Below are 21761 nucleotides of genomic sequence, written 5' to 3'. Positions count from 1 at the left end.
TGAATGCACGACGGCCCGCCTCCCTCGAGGGAAGCGGGCCGTGTCACTTCGGGACCGCGAGGCTCAGGCTCAGTAGCCGCCGTAGGACGGCATCGGCTGGGGCTGCGGGGTGGTGACGGGGATGCCCGGGTCGTTGGACGGCGGGAGCTGCTCGCCGCCCTGGGCCTGCTGGAGCTGCAGGATGAGCTGCAGGATCTGCTGGAGCGTCTGGAGCAGCGTCTCGAAGTAGTTCCCCGAGCTCGGCGTCTGCTGCGCGCCGGCGGAGCCAGCGGTGCCGGCCGTGCCCGCCGTGCCACCGTGCTTGCCACCGGAGCCCGCCGTGCCGGCCGTGCCCGCGGTGCCACCGTGCTTGCCGCCGGAGCCAGCGGTGCCCGCTGTGCCGGCCGTGCCCGCCGTGCCCGCCGTGCCTGCCGTGCCTGCCGTGCCACCCGCGCCGCCGTTGCCGCCCTGGATGGGGGTGGCGTCGTACTGGGCCAGGGCCTGGGCGAACTGGCCGCCCTGCACGTAGTTGATGACCCTCTGGTACTTGCCCATGTCCTTGATGGCGCCGCTCTGCATGACGTCATTCAGGGAGAGGAGGCCCTTGTCGAGGGCGTCGGCCACCGCGCCCAGGGTCTCGATGTCGGTCTTGCCCACGCCAGGGTTGTTGGCGCCCGGATAGCCGGCCTTCTTGAGCAGCTCCTTGAGCTTGCCGTTGTTGTAGTTCTTGGCGCCGCCCTCGAGGTCGCCCTTGTAGACGGCGGCCACCTGCATGAAGGCCTGCGCGTCCGGGCTCATGCGCGAGAAGGCCGCCGCGCCAGCCGCCAGTCCATCCGGGGAGCTGGCGTTGTAGCCCTTGGCCACGGCGGCGAACTGATAGGCATAGCCGCGAGCGACGGCGGCGTCGAACAGCTTGCCGTCCTTGATCTGGCCGAAGCGGGTGCCAGCCAGGGCGTCCTTCTGGGCGATGTTGCCGTTCTGGCCCTTGCCCCGTCGCGTGGCGGCCGACAGATAGCTGGCGAACTCCGACTGATCGGCAGGAGCGGGGAGCGAGCCGCTGCCGGCGGTCCCGTAGGCACCACCGCCGTATCCAGCGCCGCCGACGCTGCCGTACCCGCCGTAGCCTCCTCCGTAGCTGCTGGCACCTGAGCTGCCATAGCCGCTGGAGCCCGCCGTGCCGGCCGTGCCCGCCGTGCCCCCCACCTGCTGGGCCGAGCCCTGGCCAGGCGTCAGCCCGCCCTGATTGCCGAGGACCTGTTGGAGCATGCCCACCAGCTGCTGGAGCACCGCCGCCACCTGGCCGAGCCCACCGTCCTGCCCGAGCTGGCTGGCGCTCCCGATGCCATCGAACCCGCTCTGGCCCATGAGTGAGCGGAGGACCGGGTTGTCGCTCAGGCTCTGGGCGGAGAGCGTCTCGCGGCTCTGGGTCGCGGGCGCGTACGAGGTGGCGGCGGGGCGGGAGGTGACCGAGTAGCTAGGAACCGACCGGGTAGAGCCAATCATGACGTTCTCCGAGATAGGGGGTAAGTGTTGGTAGGGCGATGGCGCAGCCCACAAACCTGTTTTCGCACCCCGGAAATAATGGTTGTTTGTCTTTCGAAACTATTTTGACTGTCCCAGAATGGAGACAGTCTGTGTTTGCAAAGGAGCGGCTCTCTCTGGGAGGCGCCCGACTGTCCCAGGCCAAGGACAGGGGTGTCCCAGCCGCGAGACACCCTGTCCCAGAAAAGAGACACATCTGGATGGCTCGGAGATTTATTGCTGGCTTTGCGCGCACATCGAGCAACTCTGAAGGGGCAGGGGCGATAACAAGCTACAAAGACAGCTCATCCATCTCCCTCTTCCTTCCAGGGGCAGGACCATGAAAATCCACCACTATGGCTATGGCTCGGTGACACCGCAGGGACTTCATGGGGTGACCCGGCAGCCGCAGAAGACCCAGGGCCTGACCACGAGCGCCAGCGCCGTGCAGCAGACCCGCGACGCCTTCATGCCAGGCATTGGAGCGACCGCGAGCCTCGCCGCGGCCTCCGCCTCGCCGGCCTTCTACAGCGGCGGCGTGAGCCCTCTGCAGAGCCGCCCGCTGGACGTGCTCGGCGGAGCGCTGCTGTCCAGCGCGAGGCAGACGGGGCTGCGCTCGAACCTGTCGCAGTTCCAGACGCAGCTGATCACCGCGATCCTCGAGGTGGCGCTGCGCGAGATGGTGACGCAGCTGACGAACTACCTGCGCGGCGGGGGGCAGGGGCCGGGCGGTGGCTCCAATCCCTATGAGGGCGGTGGCGCTGGCGGTGGGACCACGGGTACGACGGGCATCTCCACGGGCGTCAGCTACCAGAACATGACGACGGAGCAGCGCAACGCGGCCAGCGGCATGAGCGAGCACCAGCGCGCCATCCTCCACCTGTGGGGCATCCAGATGGGCTCGGCGGGCCACCAGGACGGCGGCGTGCTGCTCAACGTCCTCAACAACCCGGAGAAGTTCAAGCCGGCCGAGGTCGCGCTCGCCAGGGAGCTCGCCGCCAGGGAGCAGGCCTTGTACGGCGGCATCACCGGCAAGTCGCTCGACAACGAGTTCTTCGGCCTCTACCAGACGCTCACGGGCAAGGACATCTCCCAGCGCTACGGCAACGCCCCCATCCGTTACGCCCAGGGCCCGGTCAACATGGACAACCGCCTCACGGGCGGCAACGGCCTCAGCCAGTTCGAGAACGAGGTGCTCCAGCTGTGGGGGCACTCGCCGCTGTTCACCGGCGGGAAGATCGACGGCTCGATCATCAACTACGCCCTGAACAGCAACAACCGCATGGAGGTGAACCTCAACCCCGAGCACCTGAAGATGCTGCGCGACGCGGACATGGCCTCGGATGGCGTCTTCAACGGGGACTCCCTCGAGAACGCCATGGTGGACGTGCTGGACCGCGTGTACCTGGGCGCGCCCTCGGCCACGCCGCAGCGCACCATGAACGACGCGCTGGAGGAGGCCTCCCTGCGCCGGCTCGGGCTGCTGCCGCCTCCGAAGCAGTCCGCTCCCAGCACGCCCATCGGCTCCATCGGCATGGGGCAGCCCGGGCGCACCGGCGGCTCCTGCCCCTTCATCGGCCAGCGGCCCACGCAGACGAGCTCGCCGTACCAGGCCGCCGCGTAGCCTCCTTTCCTCCGGGCCCTTGGAATCGTCCGAGGCCCGCTCTACCCGAGAGGTCCTTTCCACCATGCAGATGCCCAAGAAGACCACCGCTATCACCCCCCACCTCACGGTCCGGGATGTCGCCGCGGCCGCCGCCTTCTACGAGAAGGCCTTCGGCTTCACTCGCAAGTTCATGCTGCCTGGAGCCGGCGGGCGCATCATGCACGCCGAGATGGGCCACGATAACTGCACGGTGATGATTGGCCCGGAGAGCCTGGAGCGGGGGATGCGCTCTCCCATCACCGCCGGGGGCACGCCTGTCTCGCTCTTCGTCTACGTGGCGGATGTGGACCAGCTGCACGCCCGCGCGCTGGCCGCCGGCGCCAGGGAGCTGATGCCCCCCAGCGAGCAGTTCTTCGGGGCTCGCACCTCCGTGCTGCTCGATCCCGACGGCCACCAGTGGATGTTCGCGCAGCACAAGAAGGAAGTCGGCGTGGAGGCCATGACGGAGGCCATCCGCGGCCGCCACGTCTGAGGTCTCCTCGGACGGCGCGATCCAACAGGCCGGCATCGGCGCAAGACCTCAGGTGCCGCGCACCCCTTCCTACGTTTCTCCTCCCAGACGCATGGCGGTCCGCGCAGCGAAGACACCTGCGCTCGCCCCCCTGGTCGCTGACCCACATGGCAGCGCGGGCTCCCTCCTCGTTACCATTCGAGCCGCCGGTCAGTTCCAGCGGAGCCCAGACATGAGAGGACACCTGTTGGAGAGCATCCATCTGCCGGAGTTCTACTGCCCGTTTCCACCCGCCCTCAGTCCCCATGTCGAAGCCGTCCAGCCCCACCTCAACCAGTGGATGCAGGAGCGGCGCTACATCCGCACGGACGCCGCGCTCCGTCGCTTCGAGGCGGGCCGGTTCGCCTGGGTGACGGGACGCGCGCACCCGGATGCCGACTTCGAGTCCGTCCTCATCGTCGCGACCTACATGAGCTGGCTCTTCATGGTGGACGATTTGTGTGATGAGGCTGCACTGGGGCGGGAGCCGGAGCGCTTGAGGGCCCAGCACCAGGAGCTGATCCAGGCCATGAGGCATCCGCGCCCCGGCCAGCGGGAGGAGAACCCGCTGGTGGCGGGCCTCTCGGAAATATGGGAGCGGATGCGCCGCCGGGCCCCTCCGGGGTGGGAGGAGCGCTTCATCCGGTCCTTCGAGGACTACACCCAGGGCTGCCAGTGGGAGGCGGAGAATCGCGCCCGACATCGGATTCCGCCCCTGGCGGAGTACATGGAGCACCGGCGGCGCTCCTCCGCGCTCTACCTCTTCTTCGATCTGATCGAGCTGGTGGAACAAGTCTCGCTGCCCGACCAGATCCATGAGCAGGCCCACACCTTGAAGGTGCTGGCCAACGACATGGTGGCCTGGTTCAACGACATCGTCTCCTTCGAGAAGGAGCTGCGAGCCGGGGACGTGCACAACCTCGTCATCCTCCTGCAGCACGAGTACCGGCTGAGCACGCAGTCCGCGGTGGATCAGGCCGCACGGCTCTTCAATGCCCGGATGCGGGAGTACGTCGACCTGCAGCAGCGCATGCCGTCCCATGGGGCCGAGCTGGATGGCGCGGTGCAGCGCTACCTGATGGGCCTGCGCTCCTGGGTGCGCGGCAACATGGACTGGTCCTACGAGACGGGGCGCTACGGCAAGGCGCGGACCTAGCGCGGGGACTCGTTCAGGGGCAGGGTGGGCCTGGGGGGCGGCTCCAGCGGCGTGGCTCCCGACACGGGGAACTCGAGCGTGAAGGTGGCGCCCTTGCCCGGCCCGGGGCTGGTGCAGGAGAGCCTCCCCTGCATCTCCATGGCGGCCAGGGCGCTGATGTGCAGGCCGAAGCCGTGGCCTGTCTTCTTCGTCGTGAACCCCTGGGTGAACATGCGCGGCAGGTTCTCCGCGGCGATGCCCATGCCGTTGTCGGTCAGCTGCAGCACCAGCTGCTGGCCGTCGGCGGACAGGTGGATGTCGATGACCAGGCGCTTGCCCTCGACACCACTGGAGAGCAGGGCATCGCGGGCATTGCTCAGCAGGTTGACGAGGATCTGCAGCAGGCGGTGCCGGTCGATGAGCAGCGGAGGCACCGGGGCATAGTTGCGCTCGATGCGGATGCCCAGGCGCTCGAAGGAGATGGCGTGCAGGCGCAGGGCCTCGTCGATGAGCTGGGGGACCTGTACCTCCTCCACGGCTCCGGCCACGCGGGCGTACTTCTGCTGCATGCTGACCACGGCCTTGATGTGGTCGACGCTGTCACTGAGCGACCGCATCTCCTTGAGCAGCACCGTGTGCTCCTTCTGGAGCTGCTCGGACAGGGCCGAGAGGTACGCGGGCAGCACCTGCCCTTGAGGATCCTGCGTGAGGAAGGAGGTCAGCTCCCGGGACCGCTCCTGCAGCAGCTCGGAGAGCCTGGCCAGTCCGGGCAGGCGGGACTGGCGGAGCTGATCGAGCACCAGGGTGGTGGAGACGTTGACGCTGTTGAGGGTGTTGCCCACGTTGTGGAGCACGCCGGTGGCGATCTCGGCCATGCCGGCCTGGCGGGAGACATCCACCAGGGTGCGGTACATCTCCCCCATCCGGAACTCGGCGTCCTTCCGGGCGCTGATGTTGCGGGCGAACACCGTCACGCCCGTGATGCGGCCCTCCGTCCCGTGGACGGGGTTGAGGCTGATGTCGAACGTGTAGGGGGTGCCTCCCAGCTCGTAGCCATCCTCGAAGCGCCGACGCTGGCCCGCCATCGGCCCGGCCAGCTGCGCCTCCCAGGCCGCGCGCAGCTCCGGGGACGTGTCGGAGAACAACGGCTGGCCCGTGACGAGCTTCTGGCCGAAGCGGGCCGCGTACGCCCGCTGCGCGGCGGAGTTGAAGGTGAGCAGACGCCCCTCGGAGTCGAGCGAGAACACCAGATCCTCGGTGCTCTCGATGAGGCTGATCAGCTGCCCCTCGCTGTCGCGCAGCTCCTTCAAGGTGTGCTCGAGCGTGCTCTGGGCCTCGGCGCGCGCGGAGTCGGCCAGCGAGCCCAGCCCCCAGGAGGCGAGGAAGGAGAAGGCGGCGCAGAGGTAGAGCGGCCAGAGGAGCTCGTCGGGCGAGGAGGCGTTCACGCCCGGCCCGAGCCGTGTGTAGTAGAGCGGGTAGAGCAGTCCCTCACAGGCCCAGATGAGGGCGACGAAGATGCCCCGGCGGGGGCCCAGCAGGTACACCGCGAGCGCCGGCTGCAGCATGAGCCCCGCGTGGGTGCCGAAGTAGGGCATGTCCCTCATGAAGAAGAGCAGGGCGCCGCCCCCCACGATGGAGGCGGAGCACAGCACGAGGGAAGGCGGGATGTGGGAGGTGGCCCGCCGCAGCAGCACCAGCACGGTGCCATAGCCCAGGAAGATCAGCGCCATGACGACTCGGAGCGCTGGAGAAGGGAAGGCTACCAGTCCCACCAGGGCGAACAGCAGCAGGATGCAGCTGCTTCCGGCGAGGACCCGGCAGCGCGCCAGATCCGACGGAGGGCTCCCGCGCAGCTCTTCCGAGAGCAGTGAGTCCAGGGCTCGGATGAACCACGAGGGAGGAGTTCGGGGAGGCCCGCCTCGAGTCTGGGAGTCGGAGCGACCCGGCGTTGCCTTGGATGGGGGAGTGTTTGCCATGGAGTACGGCTCCGAAGCCTATACGCGCCTGCTATTCAGGCGTAGACGGGGCGGGACCCCGCTGGATCGTGTCAGTGCTGAACGCTGACATGTCAGCGTTCAGTCCTGAACAGGCTTTGGAGCGCAGCGCGGACGAGCAGCAACCTGCCCATCTCAGAGGAAGGAGCGGCTCACGGGAGTGCCCAGATGGGAGACGTCCATGCGCGCTCCTGGATCATCTCTCGGAACTTGCCGCCTGCCTGGCAGCCAGCGGGGGCGAGGCCTCCGAGCTGGTCGCAGTCATATGAGGACCAGCGAGGAGTCGCCGCCTGCACCGCGCGGGCGTAGTAGAAGGCCGGCGCCCCGGGCACGAACTCGGGATCCTGCCAGGAGAGGCACGTCGTCGAGGCCTGCGCGCCCGTGAGGGGGAAGGAGATGACGCGCTCGCGCGGCTGGCCGTTGAGGATGTCCACCTTGATGATGTCGATGCTCGCCAGATCCACCACGTCCTTCACGGCGGAGACGACGAAGTACGGCCGGCCCGAGCCGGGGTTGGCGCTCATCGTCCCGCCCATGGGCACGCCGCCCGCGCCGATGATGTTCTGGGGATAGGTGGCGGTGCAGAAGTTGGTGCTGCTCCATGTCTGGTACAGGCGCACCTTGATGCGCGGGCCGCTGGTGGCGAACACCTCGCGACGCTTGAGGGCCGCGAAGATGCTGGCGCGGGTGTTCTGCTCGGCCCACACCCCCGTGATGCCGCCGGGGTTCTCGTTCGGCGTCTTCTGCAGGCGCTTCATCGGCGTGTTGTCGTTGATGCCCACGTGCCCGTTCCAGCTCGTCTCGGAGACCGCGCCCGACATGCCGTTGTGGTTGTCCGTGGCACCGACGATGCCCAGCCGGAACGGGTTGCTGCCCGTGGCCGCCTGGATGCCGAGGCCCTTCGTCAGCCCCTGGCGCACGTAGCTCTGCGGCGGGGTGTCGTTGGAGAACTGCTCGAACTGGCAGAGCGGATCCAGCGAGTAGCCCGCATCCGGCTTGTAGGCGCACTCGCTGTTGCCCTTGTGCTGGTGGATCTCCACCAGGCGCTGGTAGCGCCCCGCCTGGGCGACGACATCCGGGCCGGCGTCCCCGGGCAGATCGAACGCCAGACCGTTGCTCTGGTTGGTGTTGTGGGGAATGGTCAGCGCCTCGCATCCCGCCGAGGCCAGGCAGCCCTGGTCGAGCGCCGTCCAGAGCTGACCGGGATCCGTGTAGTCGAGCGCCGAGTAGGGCACGTCCGGCACGACGTCCGAGCCGAAGATGACGTTGCGGTGCAGCGTCGCGCCATCCTGCGAGGAGGTCCACTCGTAGCCATGGAGCGTGGTGTACGTGCAGGGCACGTAGGCCTGGTTGGCGGCCTGTTGCTCCGCCTGCCACGCCGAGCGCAGCTCCGCGGTGCACTCGGGGGTTCCATTGGGAGAGTTCCCGCAGATGGGCACCTGGGTCAGGAAGGAGCCCGGGAAGGTGAGCTGCTCGCTGCGGTAGTACTGGCATGCCGCCGAGCCGTAGTAGGGGCTGGCCGGATCATAAGGAGTCCCGTCGGTGGCGGCGCCGCAGCCGAAGCCGGTGGGCAGCCACTCGCTGTGGTCCGTCACTGCGTTGAAGTCGAGCAGGCGTCCGGAGTTGAGCTGCACGGTGGGGCCCGCGCCGGCCGGATCCCCCGCGGCGATCTGCTTGGGAGCTCCACGCGCGAAGGCATGGGCGTCCTGGGGCGTGTTCCGCGTCCGGAAGGAGTAGGCGTCCACGGAGTAGGAGGTGTGCGTGTGCAGATCGCCCCAGTAGACGTTCTTGTATGCGTTGTAGTCGGAGCACAGCGCCTGCGTGGCGGTCCCCAGGGCAGGCGTGCGGGGCTCGGCGGGTGGTGTCTCCGGGGAGGACGTGTCGCGGGCCTGTCCGGGGGCCTCGAGGGTGCAGCCGGAGCCGAGCAACACCGCGAGCACCAGGGCTCCTGGCAGCGAAGGGGGAGGGAAGCGGAAGTTCATGGCAGGGGCCTTTCAGTGCACGGAAGGAAGAGGGAGTTCAGCGGGCGAGACAGAGCCAGACGCGCTGGAGCAGCCAGCAGGAGCTGACGGCGCCGGCCGCGTAGCCACCGGCGAGGACGAGGCGCGGCCAGACCTTCAGGCGTGCCGCGAGCGATGCCACGAGGAGCACCCCGGCGAGGAAGAGCACCTGGCCCAGCTCGACGCCCGCGCCGAAGCCCACCAGCGCTGGCAGCACGGCCTGCTCGGGCAGTCCCAGCTCCTGCAGCCCGCCAGCGAAGCCCAGCCCGTGGACCAGGCCGAAGACGAGCGCCGACGCGGCGCCGCGCAGGGCGGAGGGGGCCGGCAGGCCGGGGCGCTCCACGTCGAGCGCCAGGAGCACCAGGCTCAAGGCGATGCACGCCTCGGCCCAGGCCGAGGGCACGTGAATCCAGCCGAGCGCCGTGGCGGCGAAGGTGAGGCTGTGGGAGAGGGTGAAGGCCGTCTCCGCGAGCAGCACGGCTCGGGGACTCCGCAGGACGAGCACCAGCAGGACCAGCAGCAGCAGGTGGTCCGGGCCGGCGAGGATGTGCTCGACGCCGAGGCGGACGTAGTCCACCGCCACCGAGAGGGTGCTTCCTGGCTCGGGGATGCGCCATGAGGGGGCGTCCGGCAGCAGCAGGTGCGAGAGCGCGCGACCGTCATGGAGCGAGAGCGAGAGGACGGCCTCTCCCAGCACCGGCCCCAGGCCCATGACGCCCAGCGTCTGGCCGGCCAGCGCCGAGGGACACCGCAGGGTGAAGGCGTGGCGGAGTTCTCCCTCCGAGACAGCATCCGAGAGCTGACAGGACTCGGGGATGCGGAAGCGGAAGGAGGGATCGGGCACGCTCAGTCGGACCTGGACGCGGGCCGTGCCCGGCTCCAGCTCGTCGAGCGAGATGGCTGCGGTACGCATGCCGTGGGCCCCGGCAAGCCGAGGCACCAGGGCACCCAGCAACAGGAGAAGGACGAGGGCGGCGCGCATGTCAGTCCTCCGCGGAGGCCTCGGTGCGGATGCCGAGGCGACCGGAGGGGGAGGGCGGTGTCACGGGGACGCTGTCGACCGTGAACGTGTAGCGCTCGAGCGCGCGGGCGACGAACTGGGACACCACTCGCTTGCGGCGGGCGATGGCGAAGTCGAGCACCAGCTCCGTGCGCACGTCTTCGAAGGTGGCCGGACGGACCTCGGTGCGCGAGAGGACCTTCACCAGGTGCCAGCCGTAGCGCGAGGCGACAGGCTCGCTCCAGGTGCCGATCGGGAGGCTCCAGGCGGCCTGGGTGAAGTCGGGGCCATACTCCGCCGCCAGGCGGTGCTGAGGGCTGCGCACGTCGCGTGAGAGCGGAAAGGGCTCGCCGAGAGGGGGCAGGGCCTCGGGAGTTACGGCCTCGTGGGCCTGGAGCCGCGGGCGCAGGGCGGCGAGGGACGCGGGCTCGCTGGCGAAGACGTGGAGCAGGCGCACCTCTCCGGGCATCACCCAGCGCTGGCGGGTCTCCTCGAAGTAGCGGCGCAGCTCGGGCTCGGAGGGATCGCGTCCGGCGCCGCCCAGATCCTCGGCCAGCAGGAGCACCTTCTGGATGAGGTGCTGCCGGATGAGAGGATCGCTCTGGTCCAGCCCCAGGCGTAGCGCCTCGCGATAGAGGACCTCGTCCTCGATGGCGCGGGACTCCACCTCGGAGGCATGGCTCTCCGGGAGCGTGTCCGAGCCCTGCCGGGTGGCCTGCGCGGCCTGAAGGGCGGCGATGTGCCGCCGAGACAGCTCGATGTGGGTGGGCGAGCCGGTACTCGGGGTGAGGATGAACAGCAGCCCGCCCAGCGACAGGAACTGGACGAGCCGGTTGCCCAGCAGGATGGCGCACCAGCGCATGAAAAACCCTCCGGTCCCTTGAACCCGGAGCACGCGCGGCGGTTGCGGGGAAAAATGAAAGGGGACGCTACGAAGAGCCCTGGCCGGCCCGCTGGCGTACCTCGAGCCACGCCTGGTTGAGCCGGCGAGTCTCCTCCGCCGCCAGCGCCTGGAGCTTCGGCCCCAGCTGCGCCACCTTGTCGGGGTGGTACTGGGTGATGAGGGCGAGGTAGGCCCTCTTCACCTCGGGCAGCGGTGTCCCCGGCGCCACTCCGAGCACCTCCCATGGGCTGCTCGGGGGAGTCTCCTTGGGGGCAGGGGGCTCATCCTCATCTTCCCGCGGCTCCTCCGCTGGAGGATCTGCCTCGGAGTCCTCCTCGTCCGAGAGCGGAGCCGCCCCGAGCTCCTCCGCGCACGCCGTGCACAGCAGCAGCTCTCGGACTCCGGGGGGGCCGGCGTTCTCGGCGGGCTGGGCGGGGACTGGCTCCCTCAGTGTGTAGTCGCCGAAGCAGTCGCCACACACCATCCGCCGGCAGTGCTCGCAGCGGGCGGCGCACTCTGCCCGATCGAGCGGCGCTCCGCAGGTGAAGCACGCCTCGGGGACGGGGGCTTCCTCGCCGCAGGTGGCGCAGAAGCTCCAGGTGGGATCGAGGCTCGCTTCGCACGCCGTGCACGTGGGCGCGTCCTCCTCCTGGGAGGGGTGCCAGTGCTGTTCCGTGGCGCACCAGGGGCAGTACGGCATGAGCCACCCCACCAGCCCCTGGCACTTGCGGGAGCGACATTCGTAGGTGAGCGCATAGCCCTCGGCATCCTCGGGCTCGTTGTCCTCCTCGAAGGACTCGCCGCAGGCCCAGCAGCAGTTGAACGCGGAGTGCGAGGGGGCTCCGCACGCATCGCACACGGGGTTGTCGTGCTCGACCTCCCAGGACACCTTGGCGCCGCAGGTGGGGCAGCACTGCATCCACCGGACGGCATGGGAGTGCTTGCAGTCCGCCTGGGTTGCCCGCTTGCGCCGGCCGGGTGGCTCGGGGAAGGGCGGGGACTTGCCGCGGGCCGCGAACGACTCCCACAGACAGCTGGCGCAAGCCTTTCCTGGTGAGGCTCGGGGCGCGGAGCCTCCGTCGGGGGCCCGGAGCCGGAAGAGCGCCTCCACATCCCGCGAGCCCGAGTGCAGGCATCCCTGGCACACGGCGTCACCGCAGAGCTCGCAACTGCCGGCGATGCGACGGCCGCCGAGACCCAGGAGGGCGGGCTTCAGGACCTCCAGGCAGCACGGGCACGCAGGCATGCTCTTCCTATGAAACGGCGGCCCGCTGCCGTCAAGGGGCCCTCCTCTGCGCTAGGCTCCACCCCCCACGGTTGCACGGGTCTCCTCCCCAGCGAATGCTCTCCATGCGAGTCCTCCCTTCCGCGCTCCTCCTGCTGCTCTCTCTCCCCATTCCCGAGGCCTGGTCAGCAGACACTCCCGCTCTCCCCGCGCCCTCTTGGGCGGAGGTCCGCAAGGCCCGCGTCACCCGCCTTCTTCCCGAGGCCATGAAGCGCGCCGGAGTGGATGCCTGGGTGGTGGTGTGCCGCGAGAACGCCAACGATCCGCTCGCGGCCCACGTGGGCGGAGAGAACGCTGGCGCCCCGGCTGCCTTCCTCTTCCTGCGTGAGGCCGAGCAGCTGCGCTCGATCGCGCTGTCTCCCGAGGGCGAGGCCAAGGCCCTGCGCGACGTGGGCCTGCACGACGAGGTGGAGTCCCTGCCTCGCGGCACGGACCTGTACGCCAAGGTCTCCGAGCGGCTGGCCCGCCTGAAGCCACGCCGCATCGCCCTCAACTTCTCGGAGCGGATGTCGGTGGCTGACGGGCTGTCCTCCACCCAGCGCGCGCTCCTCACCGCCGCGCTGCCCCCAGCCCTGCGCCAGCGGCTCGTCTCCTCCGAGGAGCTCGTCGTCGAGTGGCTCGGCATCAAGCTTCCAGAGGAGGTGGAGGTGATGCGACGCGCCGCCGCCCTCACCGCCCAGCTGGAAGAGGAGGCCTACCGGCAGATCATCCCCGGAAAGACCCGGGACTCGGACGTCGCGCGCTTCCTCAAGCGACGCATGGCCGAGCTCGGCGTCACCGACGGCTGGGCTCCGGACCAGAACCCCAACGTCAACTCGGGCCCCGACCGCGGGCACTCCCATGCCACCGACCGCGTCATCCAGCCGGGAGACTTCATCCAGACGGACTTCGGCATCGCCATCCAGGGGCGCTGGGTGACGGACATCCAGCGCTTCGCCTATGTGCTGGCTCCGGGCGAGACGAAGCCACCCCCCGAGGCGCTCGAGAAGTGGGAGCGTTCGAAGAAGGGCAACCGCGTGGCGCTCGCCGCGATCAAGCCCGGAGCCCGTGGCTGGGACGTGGACAAGGCCCAGCGCGACTGGATGCGCCAGGTGGGCAGCGAGCCCGTCATGTGGGGCACCGGCCACCCCGTGGGCTACTGGGCGCACGACGTCGGCCCGGCGCTGTCTGGCGCACAGAAGGGCCAGCCCGCCAAGGGCGCCTCCGCGCGCATCATCCGGCCCGGGCAGGTGTTCGCCTTCGATGGCTTCTTCGCCTGGAAGCTGCCCACTCCGGGCGAGACGAAGACCCTCTCCGTGGAAGAGATGGCCGTGGTGACGGAGACGGGGGCCGAGTATCTCATCCCTCCTCAGGAGGAGCTCATCCTCATCCCGTCACCCAACCCGCGGCCCGACGCGAGCCCCCCGCGGTAGCCCGCTCGGGCCGACTCGGAGACCCCTCCACCTGCCGTTGAGGGCGGCGCGGGGGTGCGGTAGTTGCAGCCATGCACTTCGTCTCGAGACCGCTCGTCGTCACGGTTGCACTGTCCGTGGCATTGGCTGGCTGCCTTCACTCCATGTTCCCCTCGGCCGCCTCGCTCCAGGTCGAGGTCAAGCCGCTGGGGACAGCGCGACCCGCCACGGACTCCGCCACGGTCGTGGAGCTGCTCGGTGTCCAGGCGCTGCCGCCTGGGTTGATGTTCCTCTTCATGCCGGACGGCCGGCGGAAGCTCTACGTGGTGCCGTCCTACCCGGTCGAGAGTGACACCCATGAGGTGATCGCCGCCATGGGGGTGAGCGCCTCGGGTGGCTACGCGGAGCCTCAGGCCGTCCGGCAGGCCCTCAAGGCCAAGGCCGCGGAGCTCGGCGCCAATGCCATGTTCCAGCCCGAGCCGGGGACGTTCTATGCGTACGCGCTGTACGTCTCCCGGACGCCCGCGCCGCTCCCCGCCACGGACGCGCGCGCGCTCCTGCAGAAGGAGGTCCAGGCGCTCGCGGGGCTCAGGCCGGTGGGCGAGCCCACGCGCTACCCGCTGGCGTCCGCGCCCGCCTCCACGCTGCAGCTCCAGCGCGGGCGCTGCTACGCCGTGGCCGTGGCGCTGGAGCCCGACGCCCGGCTCAGCGACGAGGGCGAGCGCTACCTCCTGTTCGAGCTGGCCTCGCAGGATCCGTTGATGCTCAACCGAAGCTACATGGCGCGGGAGAAGGTGGGCGAGTTCGAGGGCACGGCCATCGAGGCTCCCCTCCACGGACGCTACTTGAAGCTGCGCTCGTTCAGCGCGGATCTCGGGTGCGCGGCGGCGGCGGGGAGCGCCGAGCTCGGACTGCGGACGATCGGTCGCAGCCCCCGGCTGGGCGAGGGCTACTTCCAGGTGCAGCTCCTCGAGCGTCAGCTCTCGGCCCAGGAGCTGGAGGCGAAGGTGCGCGAGCAGAGCGCGGCCATGGCCCAGGCCCAGGCGGAGGCACGCGAGTTCGAGAAGCGGGAGCAGGCCCGGCAGGCCGAGTGGGAGCGAGAGCGCCAGAAGCGCGAGGCCGAGCAGCGCGCCGCGAGCAGCGCCTCGGCGGGCGGGGCAAGCACGGGAGGAGGGGACTCCGGCTACTACAGCTTCTCGATCAAGAACGAGTGCTCACGGACGGTGCGCATGTTCATCAACGATGGCGGCAACCCCCGGGTCAGCAGCGGGGAGTCCGCCACGATGAGCTCCAACTCGATCAGCTCGTTCAGCGGCTCGGGCCCCAGGACCTTCTGGATCGTGGATGACTCCGGAGAAGGTGTATCGAGTTTCTCAGCCAGCGGCGGTCAACGCAACATGCGCATACTGGAGAGCTGCGTCGGCTTTGCGCCTCGCTAGCCCGCCACCCGTGAATCGACAGCAAGAGAGTGTTTCACATGAGCCTGTTTCACATGATACTCCAGATCGGGAGACATGCGCGCCGGGGAGCATGCCTCTCTTGATCAAGGAGAGTCACCATGCTGGGTGTTCACTCGAGTCTCACGGGAAGCCCTTTAGGGAAGCATCGCTGGACCAGGCTCGGGCTCTGTCTCATTCCCCTCTGGCTCCTCCAGGGCCTGCCGGCCAGTGCCCAGGAGGCTGGGACGGGCTCGCCGGGGCAGCCTCCGCCGGCCGCGGAGGAGGCCGAGGAGGCCAAGGAGTCTTCCCCCACCGCGCCCGAGGAGCCCAAGGCGCCGGCGGAGCCCGACAGTCTGGAGGATCTGTTGCAGGAAGAGGTGGCCCCCGCCTCGGTGGGCTCCTTCGGCTACCGGCTCCGGCGGTACGGCATCACTCCCTATGTCCACGGGGTGCTCTCCGCCGACCTGTTCCAGTGGCAGCGCCGCACCGGTGATGCGCCGCATCGCAACACCTTCAAGCTCCGCGATGCCAACCTCTACTTCGGCGCGGACATCCTCGACATCATCGTCCCCGAGGTGTTCCTCGAGTTCGAGCCGAGCTTCACCTCCTACGAGTTCAACACCGGGATCCGGCTCCGCTATGCCCAGGTGGACGTCCGCCTCTACAAGGAGCTCGTCGTCCTGCGGGCCGGGCTCTTCATGATCCCCTTCGGCACCTACAACACGACGACCTTCCCCGCCTTCATCACCAAGCTCCCGGAGCGGCCCACCGTCTTCCGAGAGGTGGTTCCGACGCCCTGGCAGGAGGTGGGGATCCAGCTCGGAGGCGAGTGGGAGTGGGCCTCGGGTCGCTCGCTCCGCTACGCGCTCTACGCCACCAACGGCATGGAGCAGTACGACGTCGACAACCTGTTTGATCCGAGTGACGACGGCATCGATGAGGGCGGCTCCATCGCCTTCTTCACGCCCTCCTACGAGGACGCCAACAACACGCGGAAGTCCTTTGGCGCCCGGCTCAGCACGCAGATCACCGAGGGGCTGACGCTCGGTGCTTCAGGCTACCTGGGCGCCTACACGAAGGACGCGGCGCGTGATCTGAGCATCTTCGGTGTCGACGCGAACTTCGTCCGAGGCCCGCTCACCCTCGAGCTGGAGGCCGCGCTGGCGCGCCAGGAGGTCCTGGATGGAACGCTGGACAAGTGGGGCTACAGCGCCGTCGTGGCGTATCGGTTCAACTCCTGGTTCGAGCCGCTCGTCTCCTTCGATCATGTTCGGGTAGGGACGCTGCCCGCTCCGTTCGACGGCCGGAGCTTCGCCGAGGACGCCAGCTCCGTCTGGGCGGGCTTCATCTACTACCCGTTTCCAGAGCAGATCCCGACGGCCCTGGCCAAGACCGTCTATCGCGTCACGAACCCTCGCGCGGATACCCCCATGAGCCATCGGCTCATCATCCAGCTGGCCCTCGGCTTCTAGGGAGCTCTCCTCATGATGTCCCCACTTCCAGGCCGTGCTGTCGCGCTCCTGCTGGTCGTGCTGGGCTTCAGCCGGGCGGCCCTCGCCGCGGATGACCTCGCGCCTGGCAAGCAGGCCGCGCTCCTGCTCCGCGTGCTCCCCTACGATCGCGCCTTCTCGCGCCGTGCGACGAACACCGTCAAGATTGCCGTCGTCTATCGGGGGGGAAACCTCGAATCTGAGACGTATGCGATCGACATGGCCACGGCGCTTCGGGATCTCGCGCGGACCACCGCGATCCGAAACCTGCCCGTGCAGGTCATCAGCATCGCGTACTCGAGCCAGGAGGAGTTCGCGGCGGCCATGGCGCGGCAGCCGCTGGCCGCGCTCTACGTCTGTCCCGGGCTCGTGGACGTGCTGGAGTCCATCACGGGCACCACGCGGCAATCCAGGATCCTGTCCTTCTCGGGGCGGGAGCGAGAGGTACGTGAGCGCCTCAGCGTCGGTCTCCTCCGGAAGGGGGCGAGGCCCGCGCTCATCGTCAACCTTCGCTCCTCCCTGGCCGAGGGCGCGGATCTCCAGCCCGAGCTGCTGGCCCTCAGCGAGGTCATTCGCTGAAGGTATGGGGTCGCCACAGGCGCCCGCCATTGCAGGGCATGGGGTAGGTTGGGGAAGGGCGGGGCGATACGGTCCGGACGTCCTCGAATGCGGGCGGGGACTTGTCGAACGGGTCGAGCGCCCGGCGGGCGATGCCGCCCGGGCTGTCGGCCTGGCCCACATCGAGCATCGCCGAGGACCGGGGCTCGGGCCCGGGACGCGAACGCGCGAGGTGCGCGGCGGCCTGCAGGCCCGGCGGGTGCAGTAGGAAGTCGGTTCGCTTCTCGCCATGGTGCAGGTAGCGCTCCAGCGGCTCGCGGGCCGCCATGAGCGAGAGGCTCGAGCCGAAGACGCGGGTCGCGGCCTGCTCCTCACCCAGGCGTGAGAGCCTCAGGGCGAGCAGGGCGGCGGTCTCCGGATCCAGGCGCCACACCACCTCCTCCGAGGCCTGGCGCACCAGCTCCACGGCCTTGTCCGGATCCTGCACGGTCGTCTGGGTGAGCGCGATGGCTTCGCGCGTGGCCGGGTCCTGGATGGACTTCAGCTGCTTCTTCGAGACCGTGCCTCCCTCCGTCAGCAGATCGAAGAGCGCCATGTGCTCCGGAGAGGTGGTGAGCCGGGGAGGGATCAGCGCTCGCGCGGTGCCCTGCAGGCGCTTGGGCTCCGTCACGAGGGCTACCCGGGCGGCGAGGATGGCGAGCTCCCAGGAGCCATGGCCCGGCTCCTCCGCGAACTGGTGTACCGCTTCGGAGGCCTGCCGGTGCGCTCTCTCGGCGATCAGGACGCGCACGCGCAGCTCCAGGGCCTCCAAGGGCTCGGGGCTCTTCTCCCGCGCCGTGTCGAGCAGGTGCAGCGCGACCCGCCCATAACCATCGTCGAGGTGGAAATGGGCGACCACGCGCATGGTCTCGGGATCCTCGGGAAAGCGCTTCCGCACACGGTCGTAGGCCTCCCGCCGCTGCTCGGGAGGGGCGAAGTGAGCAGCCAGCAGGGCTCTCCGCGCGGAGTCAGGGGCCTGCTCGGCCGAGGCGCTGTAGAGCGCGAAGGCCTCCTCGCGCTTGCCGAGGGCGAGGAACAGATCCTGCGCGAGCCGGTGGACGGCGAGCGCGTCCGGGGACATCCGCGCGAGCTCCTGGGCGAACCTGAGCGCCTCGTCCGGCTGGGTTCGAGCCAGGAGGGTGGCGGCCGTCTCGGCAGCCTGGAGCTGGGAGGAGTCCGCGTGGAAGACAGCGCGAGCCAGGTCCGCGGCTTCACGCCAGCGCTTCGCGTTCATGTCTTCGCGCAGCCGCTGCTCCCAGTTGCCCGCCCACCGCACCTCCTCCTCGGGCCGCAGGCTCCCGGTGCGAGCTTCCAGCCGGGTCGGGTCCGTCGCCTTCGTCGGGTCTCCCACGCGCAGGGAGGCCGCGCCCAGGACGTTGTAGACAGAGCGCTGCGTCGCCTCGAGGGAGACAGTCTCGAAGGGCTGCGAGCTGCCTGGCCACCGCGCCTCGACGTGGTAGGGGGCTCCCAGGCTGAAGACGTCTTCCCGCGAGAGCTCTCCTGGCTGCAGGAGGCGGGGCTGATCGTTCAGACGCACTTCCACCGGTCGCGCGAGCCCGTTGACGAGCTGCACCTCGCGGATGACGTACGTAGGCACCGTCATGCCCGCGATGGCCAGTCCCAGGCCTGCCAGCGCCAGGGGGCCGAGCCAACGTGAGGTGCTCGCGCGGTGCGTCTCCCCGGCGGGAGCTCTCTCGGTGAGCCCAGCCGGGTCCGTCTCCAGGGGCAAGGAGGCGGTGGTCGCATGCGCCTGCTCCTGGAGGCCAGGCGAGGTCGGTTGGGTGGATGCCGTTGACACGCCCCCCCATGAACACGCAACAGGAGGGCGGCGTGCAAGGGGGGCCGTGTGGGTGGTGCGGCTCAGTCGCCGATGACGATGGTGCGACAGCTCTCCTCGCCATTCAGCTCGAACTGACGCTCCTCCTGGAGCTGATCCACGCACTCGTCGATGGCCTCGTTGAAGACGGTCTGCTGGGAGGGATCGCAGCTGCCCACCGCGTTCAGGCAGTCGATGTACCTGCGGACGAACGGGAAGTCGCTGTCGGCGCACGCGCCGTTCTCGAGCGCGGCCTGGCACTCGTCGTTGCGGAACGCGAGGGGCTCTTCGTTGTTGTAGTGCGGCGCGCAGGTGCCTCGCTTCTGACGCAGCCCCTCCACCATCGCCCGGAGGTCGGCGCAGTAGGTGCTGGCGCGCTCGTCGTTTTCATTCTCCTCCTCCGGCTTGGATTCGCCGCAGCCCGCGAGGGCCAGCAGGAGCGCTGCACAGAGGAGGCCGGACTTCGGACGCTTCATCGATGGAGCAAGCGAGTTCATAGGGGCATGTTCCCAGGGACCCCCGGCCGAGTCCGAGGGGGAGACTACGGCCTTCAGGGAGTCGACGCACGCCTTGCCCGAACGTTCGTGCCGCGCTCGGCCCGCTCCCGCTTCAACCTCCAGGGCGCGGTTTCGCATAGAGTCCGCCGACCTATGGCTCAGTTGATCGATGGCAAGGCCGTCGCGGCGCGGGTGCGGGCGGACGTGAAGGCGGAGGTCGAGCGGCTCAAGGCCCAGCGGGGGCTCACCCCCGGGCTCGCCGTCGTCCGGGTGGGAGAGGATCCCGCCTCGAAGATCTACGTCAACGGGAAGAAGAAGGCGGCGCAGGAACTCGGCTTCAACTCCTGGGAGCACCACCGCGACGCGAGCATCTCTCAGGACGAATTGCTGGCGCTGGTCCGCCAGCTCAACGCGGACCCGGCGGTTCACGGCATCCTCGTCCAGCTCCCGCTGCCCAGGCACATCGACGCGGAGCTGATCATCTCCACGGTGAACCCCGAGAAGGACGTGGATGGCTTCCATCCCCTCAACGCCGGGCGGCTGTCGCTGGGCCGGCCAGGGCTGCGGCCTTGCACTCCGCTCGGGGTGATGCGGCTGCTGGAGGAGGCGAAGTGTGAGCTCTCCGGCAGGCGGGCCGTGGTGGTGGGCCGCAGCAACATCGTGGGCAAGCCCCAGGCGCTGATGCTGCTCCAGGCGGACGCCACGGTGACGATCTGCCACCGCAAGAGCGATCTGCCCCGCGAGGTGGGCCAGGCGGACATCCTCGTCGTCGCGGCGGGGGTGCCCGAGCTCATCCGGGGCGAGTGGATCAAGCCCGGGGCGGTCGTCATCGACGTGGGGCAGAACCGGAAGGCCGACGGGAAGCTCGTGGGGGACGTGGAGTTCCAGAGCGCCTCGCAGCGCGCGTCCGCCATCACCCCGGTGCCCGGTGGCGTGGGGCCGATGACCATCGCCATGCTGATGCGCAACACGCTCACCGCCGCCACCGGCGGCGTGTAGCCCGGCCCCCCTGACATGGCTGTCTCCAGGAGGAGCGCGCGTGCGTGCCAGAACTGGCACGTTCTGCCTGCGGCTCCCGGGCTCCAGGGAGCGCGTGGGCGCGTAAAGCCCTGAAACTCAGGGGTTTTGGGGACTCCGGGAGGCGTGGCACCTCGCTTGCGATGGGAGGTTCCCGTCACCCCCACGGAGCCCCCCATGAACTTCCCGAAGCGTTCGAGTGTCTCTCCCGCCGTTCTTCCCCTCCCGAGCCGTCGCCGTGGCCTGCGCGCGCTGGCGTTGAGCCTCGCCGCGCTCGCCACCGGCTGCGGTGCCGGGGACGATGTCCAGCCGTGGAGCGATGCGTTCGCGAAGGCGTCGTCCCAGTCCCTCTCCTTGCTGCCCGTGACGTGCGCGGACATCAAGGCGGCCGACCCGGCTGCCACGGATGGCGAGTACACGGTGCACATCGACGGGGATGCCTTGCTGCCCTGGACCGTGTGGTGCCACGACATGGCCGGCACGCCCACCGAGTACCTCACGCTGGCTCAGACCGGGCCTGATGCGAACTACTCCCAGTACCTCGCGAGCAGCAACGCACCGGGCACCACCGTGCGGACCACCTATATGCGGCTGCGCATCGATCCCCTCACGCTGAAGGTGAACACGGCGGACCAGCGGTTCTCCACCTCCACGGGCGGGCTGTGGCACGCCAACACGCGGGTGACCTCCATGCCCTATGGCGTGGCAATGACCTGCAACCAAAGCGTGGTCCCGGCTCGGATCGATCTGCGGGGTACTTCGTTCGCGGTGGCCCCGAACGCGTTCGCCATCGCCGGCGCGGGCCCGGTGGGCGGTACCGTCTACAGCGAGGCCAATCAGGTCGTCACCCTGTCGGGAGGCGGCAACTGCGGCTGGGATGCCCCCGTGGGCAGCTTCAACCCCTTCAACCAGAGCGGCGCGCAGCTCCAGCTCCGGTACCGCGCCGAGCACCTGCCCGCGACGTGCAAGGAGATCAGTGCCGCGGACGCGCTGGCTCCGGATGGCGAGTACACGCTGTACTTCAACAAGGATCTCTTCCAGCCCTGGAGCGTCTGGTGCCACAACATGGCGGGGACGCCCTCCGAGTACCTCTCCCTGGTCCAGCAGGGCGCGTCCTCCAACTACTCCCAGTACACGGCGGGCGGGTACTCGCCGGGCACGGACGTGCGGACCACGTTCACGCGGCTGCGCATCGACCCCCTCACGCTGCGGGTGAACACGTCGGACCAGACGTTCTCCACCTCGACCGGCTCGCTCCGGCACGGCTCCACCCAGGTGACCTCCATGCCCTATGCCACGGCGATGGGCTGCGACCGATGGGGTATGGGCAACATCGACCTGCGCGGCACGCCCTTCGCAGTGGCGGCCGGTCAGATCGGGATTGGCGGGGTGTCGACCGGCGGATCGACCTACTCCTATAGCTCTGGGAACCAGGTGGTCGGCCTGTCGGGCTACGGCAAGTGCGGCTGGGTCGCCCCTGTCGGAAGCTTCAACCCCTTCAACCAGAGCGGCGCGTCGCTGCTCCTGGTGTACTCCGGCGTCCTGTAGGCCCAGGCTGTCG

General features: G+C 69.3%; 17 protein-coding genes. 9 read left to right on the top strand and 8 right to left on the bottom strand.

The features are described from left to right. Positions 1 to 69: 69 nt before the first annotated feature. Positions 70 to 1482, bottom strand: a complete 1413-nt coding sequence (locus KY572_RS05870) for a hypothetical protein (RefSeq protein WP_224241257.1) — start codon at positions 1480 to 1482, stop codon at positions 70 to 72. A 358-nt stretch (positions 1483 to 1840) separates the two neighbouring features. Here KY572_RS05870 and KY572_RS05865 point away from each other — a divergent pair, with 358 nt between their 5' ends. The 3 genes from KY572_RS05865 to KY572_RS05855 all read left to right on the top strand — a co-directional run bounded on the left by KY572_RS05865 (position 1841) and on the right by KY572_RS05855 (position 4812). Next, positions 1841 to 3124 carry a hypothetical protein gene (locus KY572_RS05865; RefSeq protein ID WP_224241256.1) on the top strand — a complete coding sequence of 428 codons (1284 nt, stop codon included), beginning with the start codon at positions 1841 to 1843 and terminating at the stop codon, positions 3122 to 3124. A 64-nt stretch (positions 3125 to 3188) separates the two neighbouring features. After that, positions 3189 to 3638: a VOC family protein gene (locus KY572_RS05860; protein ID WP_224241255.1), complete on the top strand. Its 450-nt coding sequence runs from the start codon at positions 3189 to 3191 to the stop codon at positions 3636 to 3638. 211 nt (positions 3639 to 3849) lie between these two features. Then, entirely contained in the window at positions 3850 to 4812 is a 963-nt protein-coding gene (locus KY572_RS05855; RefSeq protein WP_224241254.1) for a terpene synthase family protein, read from the top strand. Here the strand turns inward: KY572_RS05855 and KY572_RS05850 are convergent. From KY572_RS05850 to KY572_RS05830, 5 genes are all read right to left on the bottom strand, one after another. Then, positions 4809 to 6521, bottom strand: a complete 1713-nt coding sequence (locus KY572_RS05850) for an ATP-binding protein (protein WP_224241253.1) — start codon at positions 6519 to 6521, stop codon at positions 4809 to 4811. The genes KY572_RS05855 and KY572_RS05850 overlap by 4 nt on opposite strands. Positions 6522 to 6937: 416 nt before the next feature. Further along, complete coding sequence (locus KY572_RS05845) at positions 6938 to 8767, bottom strand: DUF3604 domain-containing protein (RefSeq protein WP_224241251.1); 1830 nt, start codon at positions 8765 to 8767, stop codon at positions 6938 to 6940. 37 nt (positions 8768 to 8804) lie between these two features. Further along, complete coding sequence (locus KY572_RS05840; RefSeq protein WP_224241249.1) at positions 8805 to 9767, bottom strand: HupE/UreJ family protein; 963 nt, start codon at positions 9765 to 9767, stop codon at positions 8805 to 8807. A gap of 1 nt (position 9768) precedes the next feature. Next, complete coding sequence (locus KY572_RS05835; protein ID WP_224241247.1) at positions 9769 to 10647, bottom strand: peptidyl-prolyl cis-trans isomerase; 879 nt, start codon at positions 10645 to 10647, stop codon at positions 9769 to 9771. 67 nt (positions 10648 to 10714) lie between these two features. Further along, positions 10715 to 11914, bottom strand: a complete 1200-nt coding sequence (locus tag KY572_RS05830; protein WP_224241245.1) for a J domain-containing protein — start codon at positions 11912 to 11914, stop codon at positions 10715 to 10717. Positions 11915 to 12159: 245 nt separating this feature from the next. On the opposite strand from KY572_RS05830, the gene KY572_RS05825 reads away from it, so the two are divergent. The 4 genes from KY572_RS05825 to KY572_RS05810 all read left to right on the top strand — a co-directional run bounded on the left by KY572_RS05825 (position 12160) and on the right by KY572_RS05810 (position 16852). Further along, on the top strand, positions 12160 to 13365 hold the full coding sequence (locus tag KY572_RS05825) for a M24 family metallopeptidase (protein WP_224241244.1): 1206 nt from the start codon (positions 12160 to 12162) through the stop codon (positions 13363 to 13365). A 143-nt stretch (positions 13366 to 13508) separates the two neighbouring features. After that, positions 13509 to 14783, top strand: a complete 1275-nt coding sequence (locus KY572_RS05820; protein ID WP_224241242.1) for a YdgH/BhsA/McbA family protein — start codon at positions 13509 to 13511, stop codon at positions 14781 to 14783. A gap of 119 nt (positions 14784 to 14902) precedes the next feature. Continuing rightward, positions 14903 to 16255, top strand: coding sequence for a hypothetical protein (locus KY572_RS05815; protein ID WP_224241240.1), 1353 nt, complete (start codon positions 14903 to 14905; stop codon positions 16253 to 16255). 12 nt (positions 16256 to 16267) lie between these two features. Further along, positions 16268 to 16852: a YfiR family protein gene (locus KY572_RS05810; RefSeq protein WP_224241238.1), complete on the top strand. Its 585-nt coding sequence runs from the start codon at positions 16268 to 16270 to the stop codon at positions 16850 to 16852. Here KY572_RS05810 and KY572_RS05805 read toward each other — a convergent pair. After that, on the bottom strand, positions 16842 to 18668 hold the full coding sequence (locus KY572_RS05805) for a tetratricopeptide repeat protein (protein ID WP_224241236.1): 1827 nt from the start codon (positions 18666 to 18668) through the stop codon (positions 16842 to 16844). The two genes, KY572_RS05810 and KY572_RS05805, sit on opposite strands and share 11 nt — an antisense overlap. A gap of 62 nt (positions 18669 to 18730) precedes the next feature. Continuing rightward, positions 18731 to 19183, bottom strand: a complete 453-nt coding sequence (locus tag KY572_RS05800) for a hypothetical protein (RefSeq protein WP_224241234.1) — start codon at positions 19181 to 19183, stop codon at positions 18731 to 18733. Positions 19184 to 19336: 153 nt separating this feature from the next. Between KY572_RS05800 and folD the strand changes: the two genes are divergently transcribed. Both folD and KY572_RS05790 read left to right on the top strand, forming a co-directional pair. Beyond that, positions 19337 to 20182, top strand: a complete 846-nt coding sequence (folD, locus tag KY572_RS05795) for a bifunctional methylenetetrahydrofolate dehydrogenase/methenyltetrahydrofolate cyclohydrolase FolD (protein WP_224241232.1) — start codon at positions 19337 to 19339, stop codon at positions 20180 to 20182. Between the two features lie 195 nt (positions 20183 to 20377). Continuing rightward, positions 20378 to 21748, top strand: coding sequence for a GON domain-containing protein (locus KY572_RS05790; protein ID WP_224241231.1), 1371 nt, complete (start codon positions 20378 to 20380; stop codon positions 21746 to 21748). Positions 21749 to 21761: the final 13 nt, after the last annotated feature.

Origin of the sequence: Hyalangium gracile (assembly GCF_020103725.1) — a bacterium.
In the GTDB taxonomy this organism is placed as follows: domain Bacteria; phylum Myxococcota; class Myxococcia; order Myxococcales; family Myxococcaceae; genus Hyalangium; species Hyalangium gracile.
Note: the sequence above shows the minus strand (reverse complement) of the source record. Positions and strands in the feature narration are given on the sequence as shown.

Bases quoted from the DNA above. Each gene is read 5' to 3' on its own strand.
- KY572_RS05870 (WP_224241257.1), bottom strand. From the start codon at position 1,482: ATGATTGGCTCTACCCGGTCGGTTCCTAGCTACTCGGTCACCTCCCGC.
- KY572_RS05865 (WP_224241256.1), top strand. From the start codon at position 1,841: ATGAAAATCCACCACTATGGCTATGGCTCGGTGACACCGCAGGGACTT.
- KY572_RS05860 (WP_224241255.1), top strand. From the start codon at position 3,189: ATGCAGATGCCCAAGAAGACCACCGCTATCACCCCCCACCTCACGGTC.
- KY572_RS05855 (WP_224241254.1), top strand. From the start codon at position 3,850: ATGAGAGGACACCTGTTGGAGAGCATCCATCTGCCGGAGTTCTACTGC.
- KY572_RS05850 (WP_224241253.1), bottom strand. From the start codon at position 6,521: ATGGCGCTGATCTTCCTGGGCTATGGCACCGTGCTGGTGCTGCTGCGG.
- KY572_RS05845 (WP_224241251.1), bottom strand. From the start codon at position 8,767: ATGAACTTCCGCTTCCCTCCCCCTTCGCTGCCAGGAGCCCTGGTGCTC.
- KY572_RS05840 (WP_224241249.1), bottom strand. From the start codon at position 9,767: ATGCGCGCCGCCCTCGTCCTTCTCCTGTTGCTGGGTGCCCTGGTGCCT.
- KY572_RS05835 (WP_224241247.1), bottom strand. From the start codon at position 10,647: ATGCGCTGGTGCGCCATCCTGCTGGGCAACCGGCTCGTCCAGTTCCTG.
- KY572_RS05830 (WP_224241245.1), bottom strand. From the start codon at position 11,914: ATGCCTGCGTGCCCGTGCTGCCTGGAGGTCCTGAAGCCCGCCCTCCTG.
- KY572_RS05825 (WP_224241244.1), top strand. From the start codon at position 12,160: ATGAAGCGCGCCGGAGTGGATGCCTGGGTGGTGGTGTGCCGCGAGAAC.
- KY572_RS05820 (WP_224241242.1), top strand. From the start codon at position 13,509: ATGTTCCCCTCGGCCGCCTCGCTCCAGGTCGAGGTCAAGCCGCTGGGG.
- KY572_RS05815 (WP_224241240.1), top strand. From the start codon at position 14,903: ATGCTGGGTGTTCACTCGAGTCTCACGGGAAGCCCTTTAGGGAAGCAT.
- KY572_RS05810 (WP_224241238.1), top strand. From the start codon at position 16,268: ATGATGTCCCCACTTCCAGGCCGTGCTGTCGCGCTCCTGCTGGTCGTG.
- KY572_RS05800 (WP_224241234.1), bottom strand. From the start codon at position 19,183: ATGAACTCGCTTGCTCCATCGATGAAGCGTCCGAAGTCCGGCCTCCTC.
- folD (WP_224241232.1), top strand. From the start codon at position 19,337: ATGGCTCAGTTGATCGATGGCAAGGCCGTCGCGGCGCGGGTGCGGGCG.
- KY572_RS05790 (WP_224241231.1), top strand. From the start codon at position 20,378: ATGAACTTCCCGAAGCGTTCGAGTGTCTCTCCCGCCGTTCTTCCCCTC.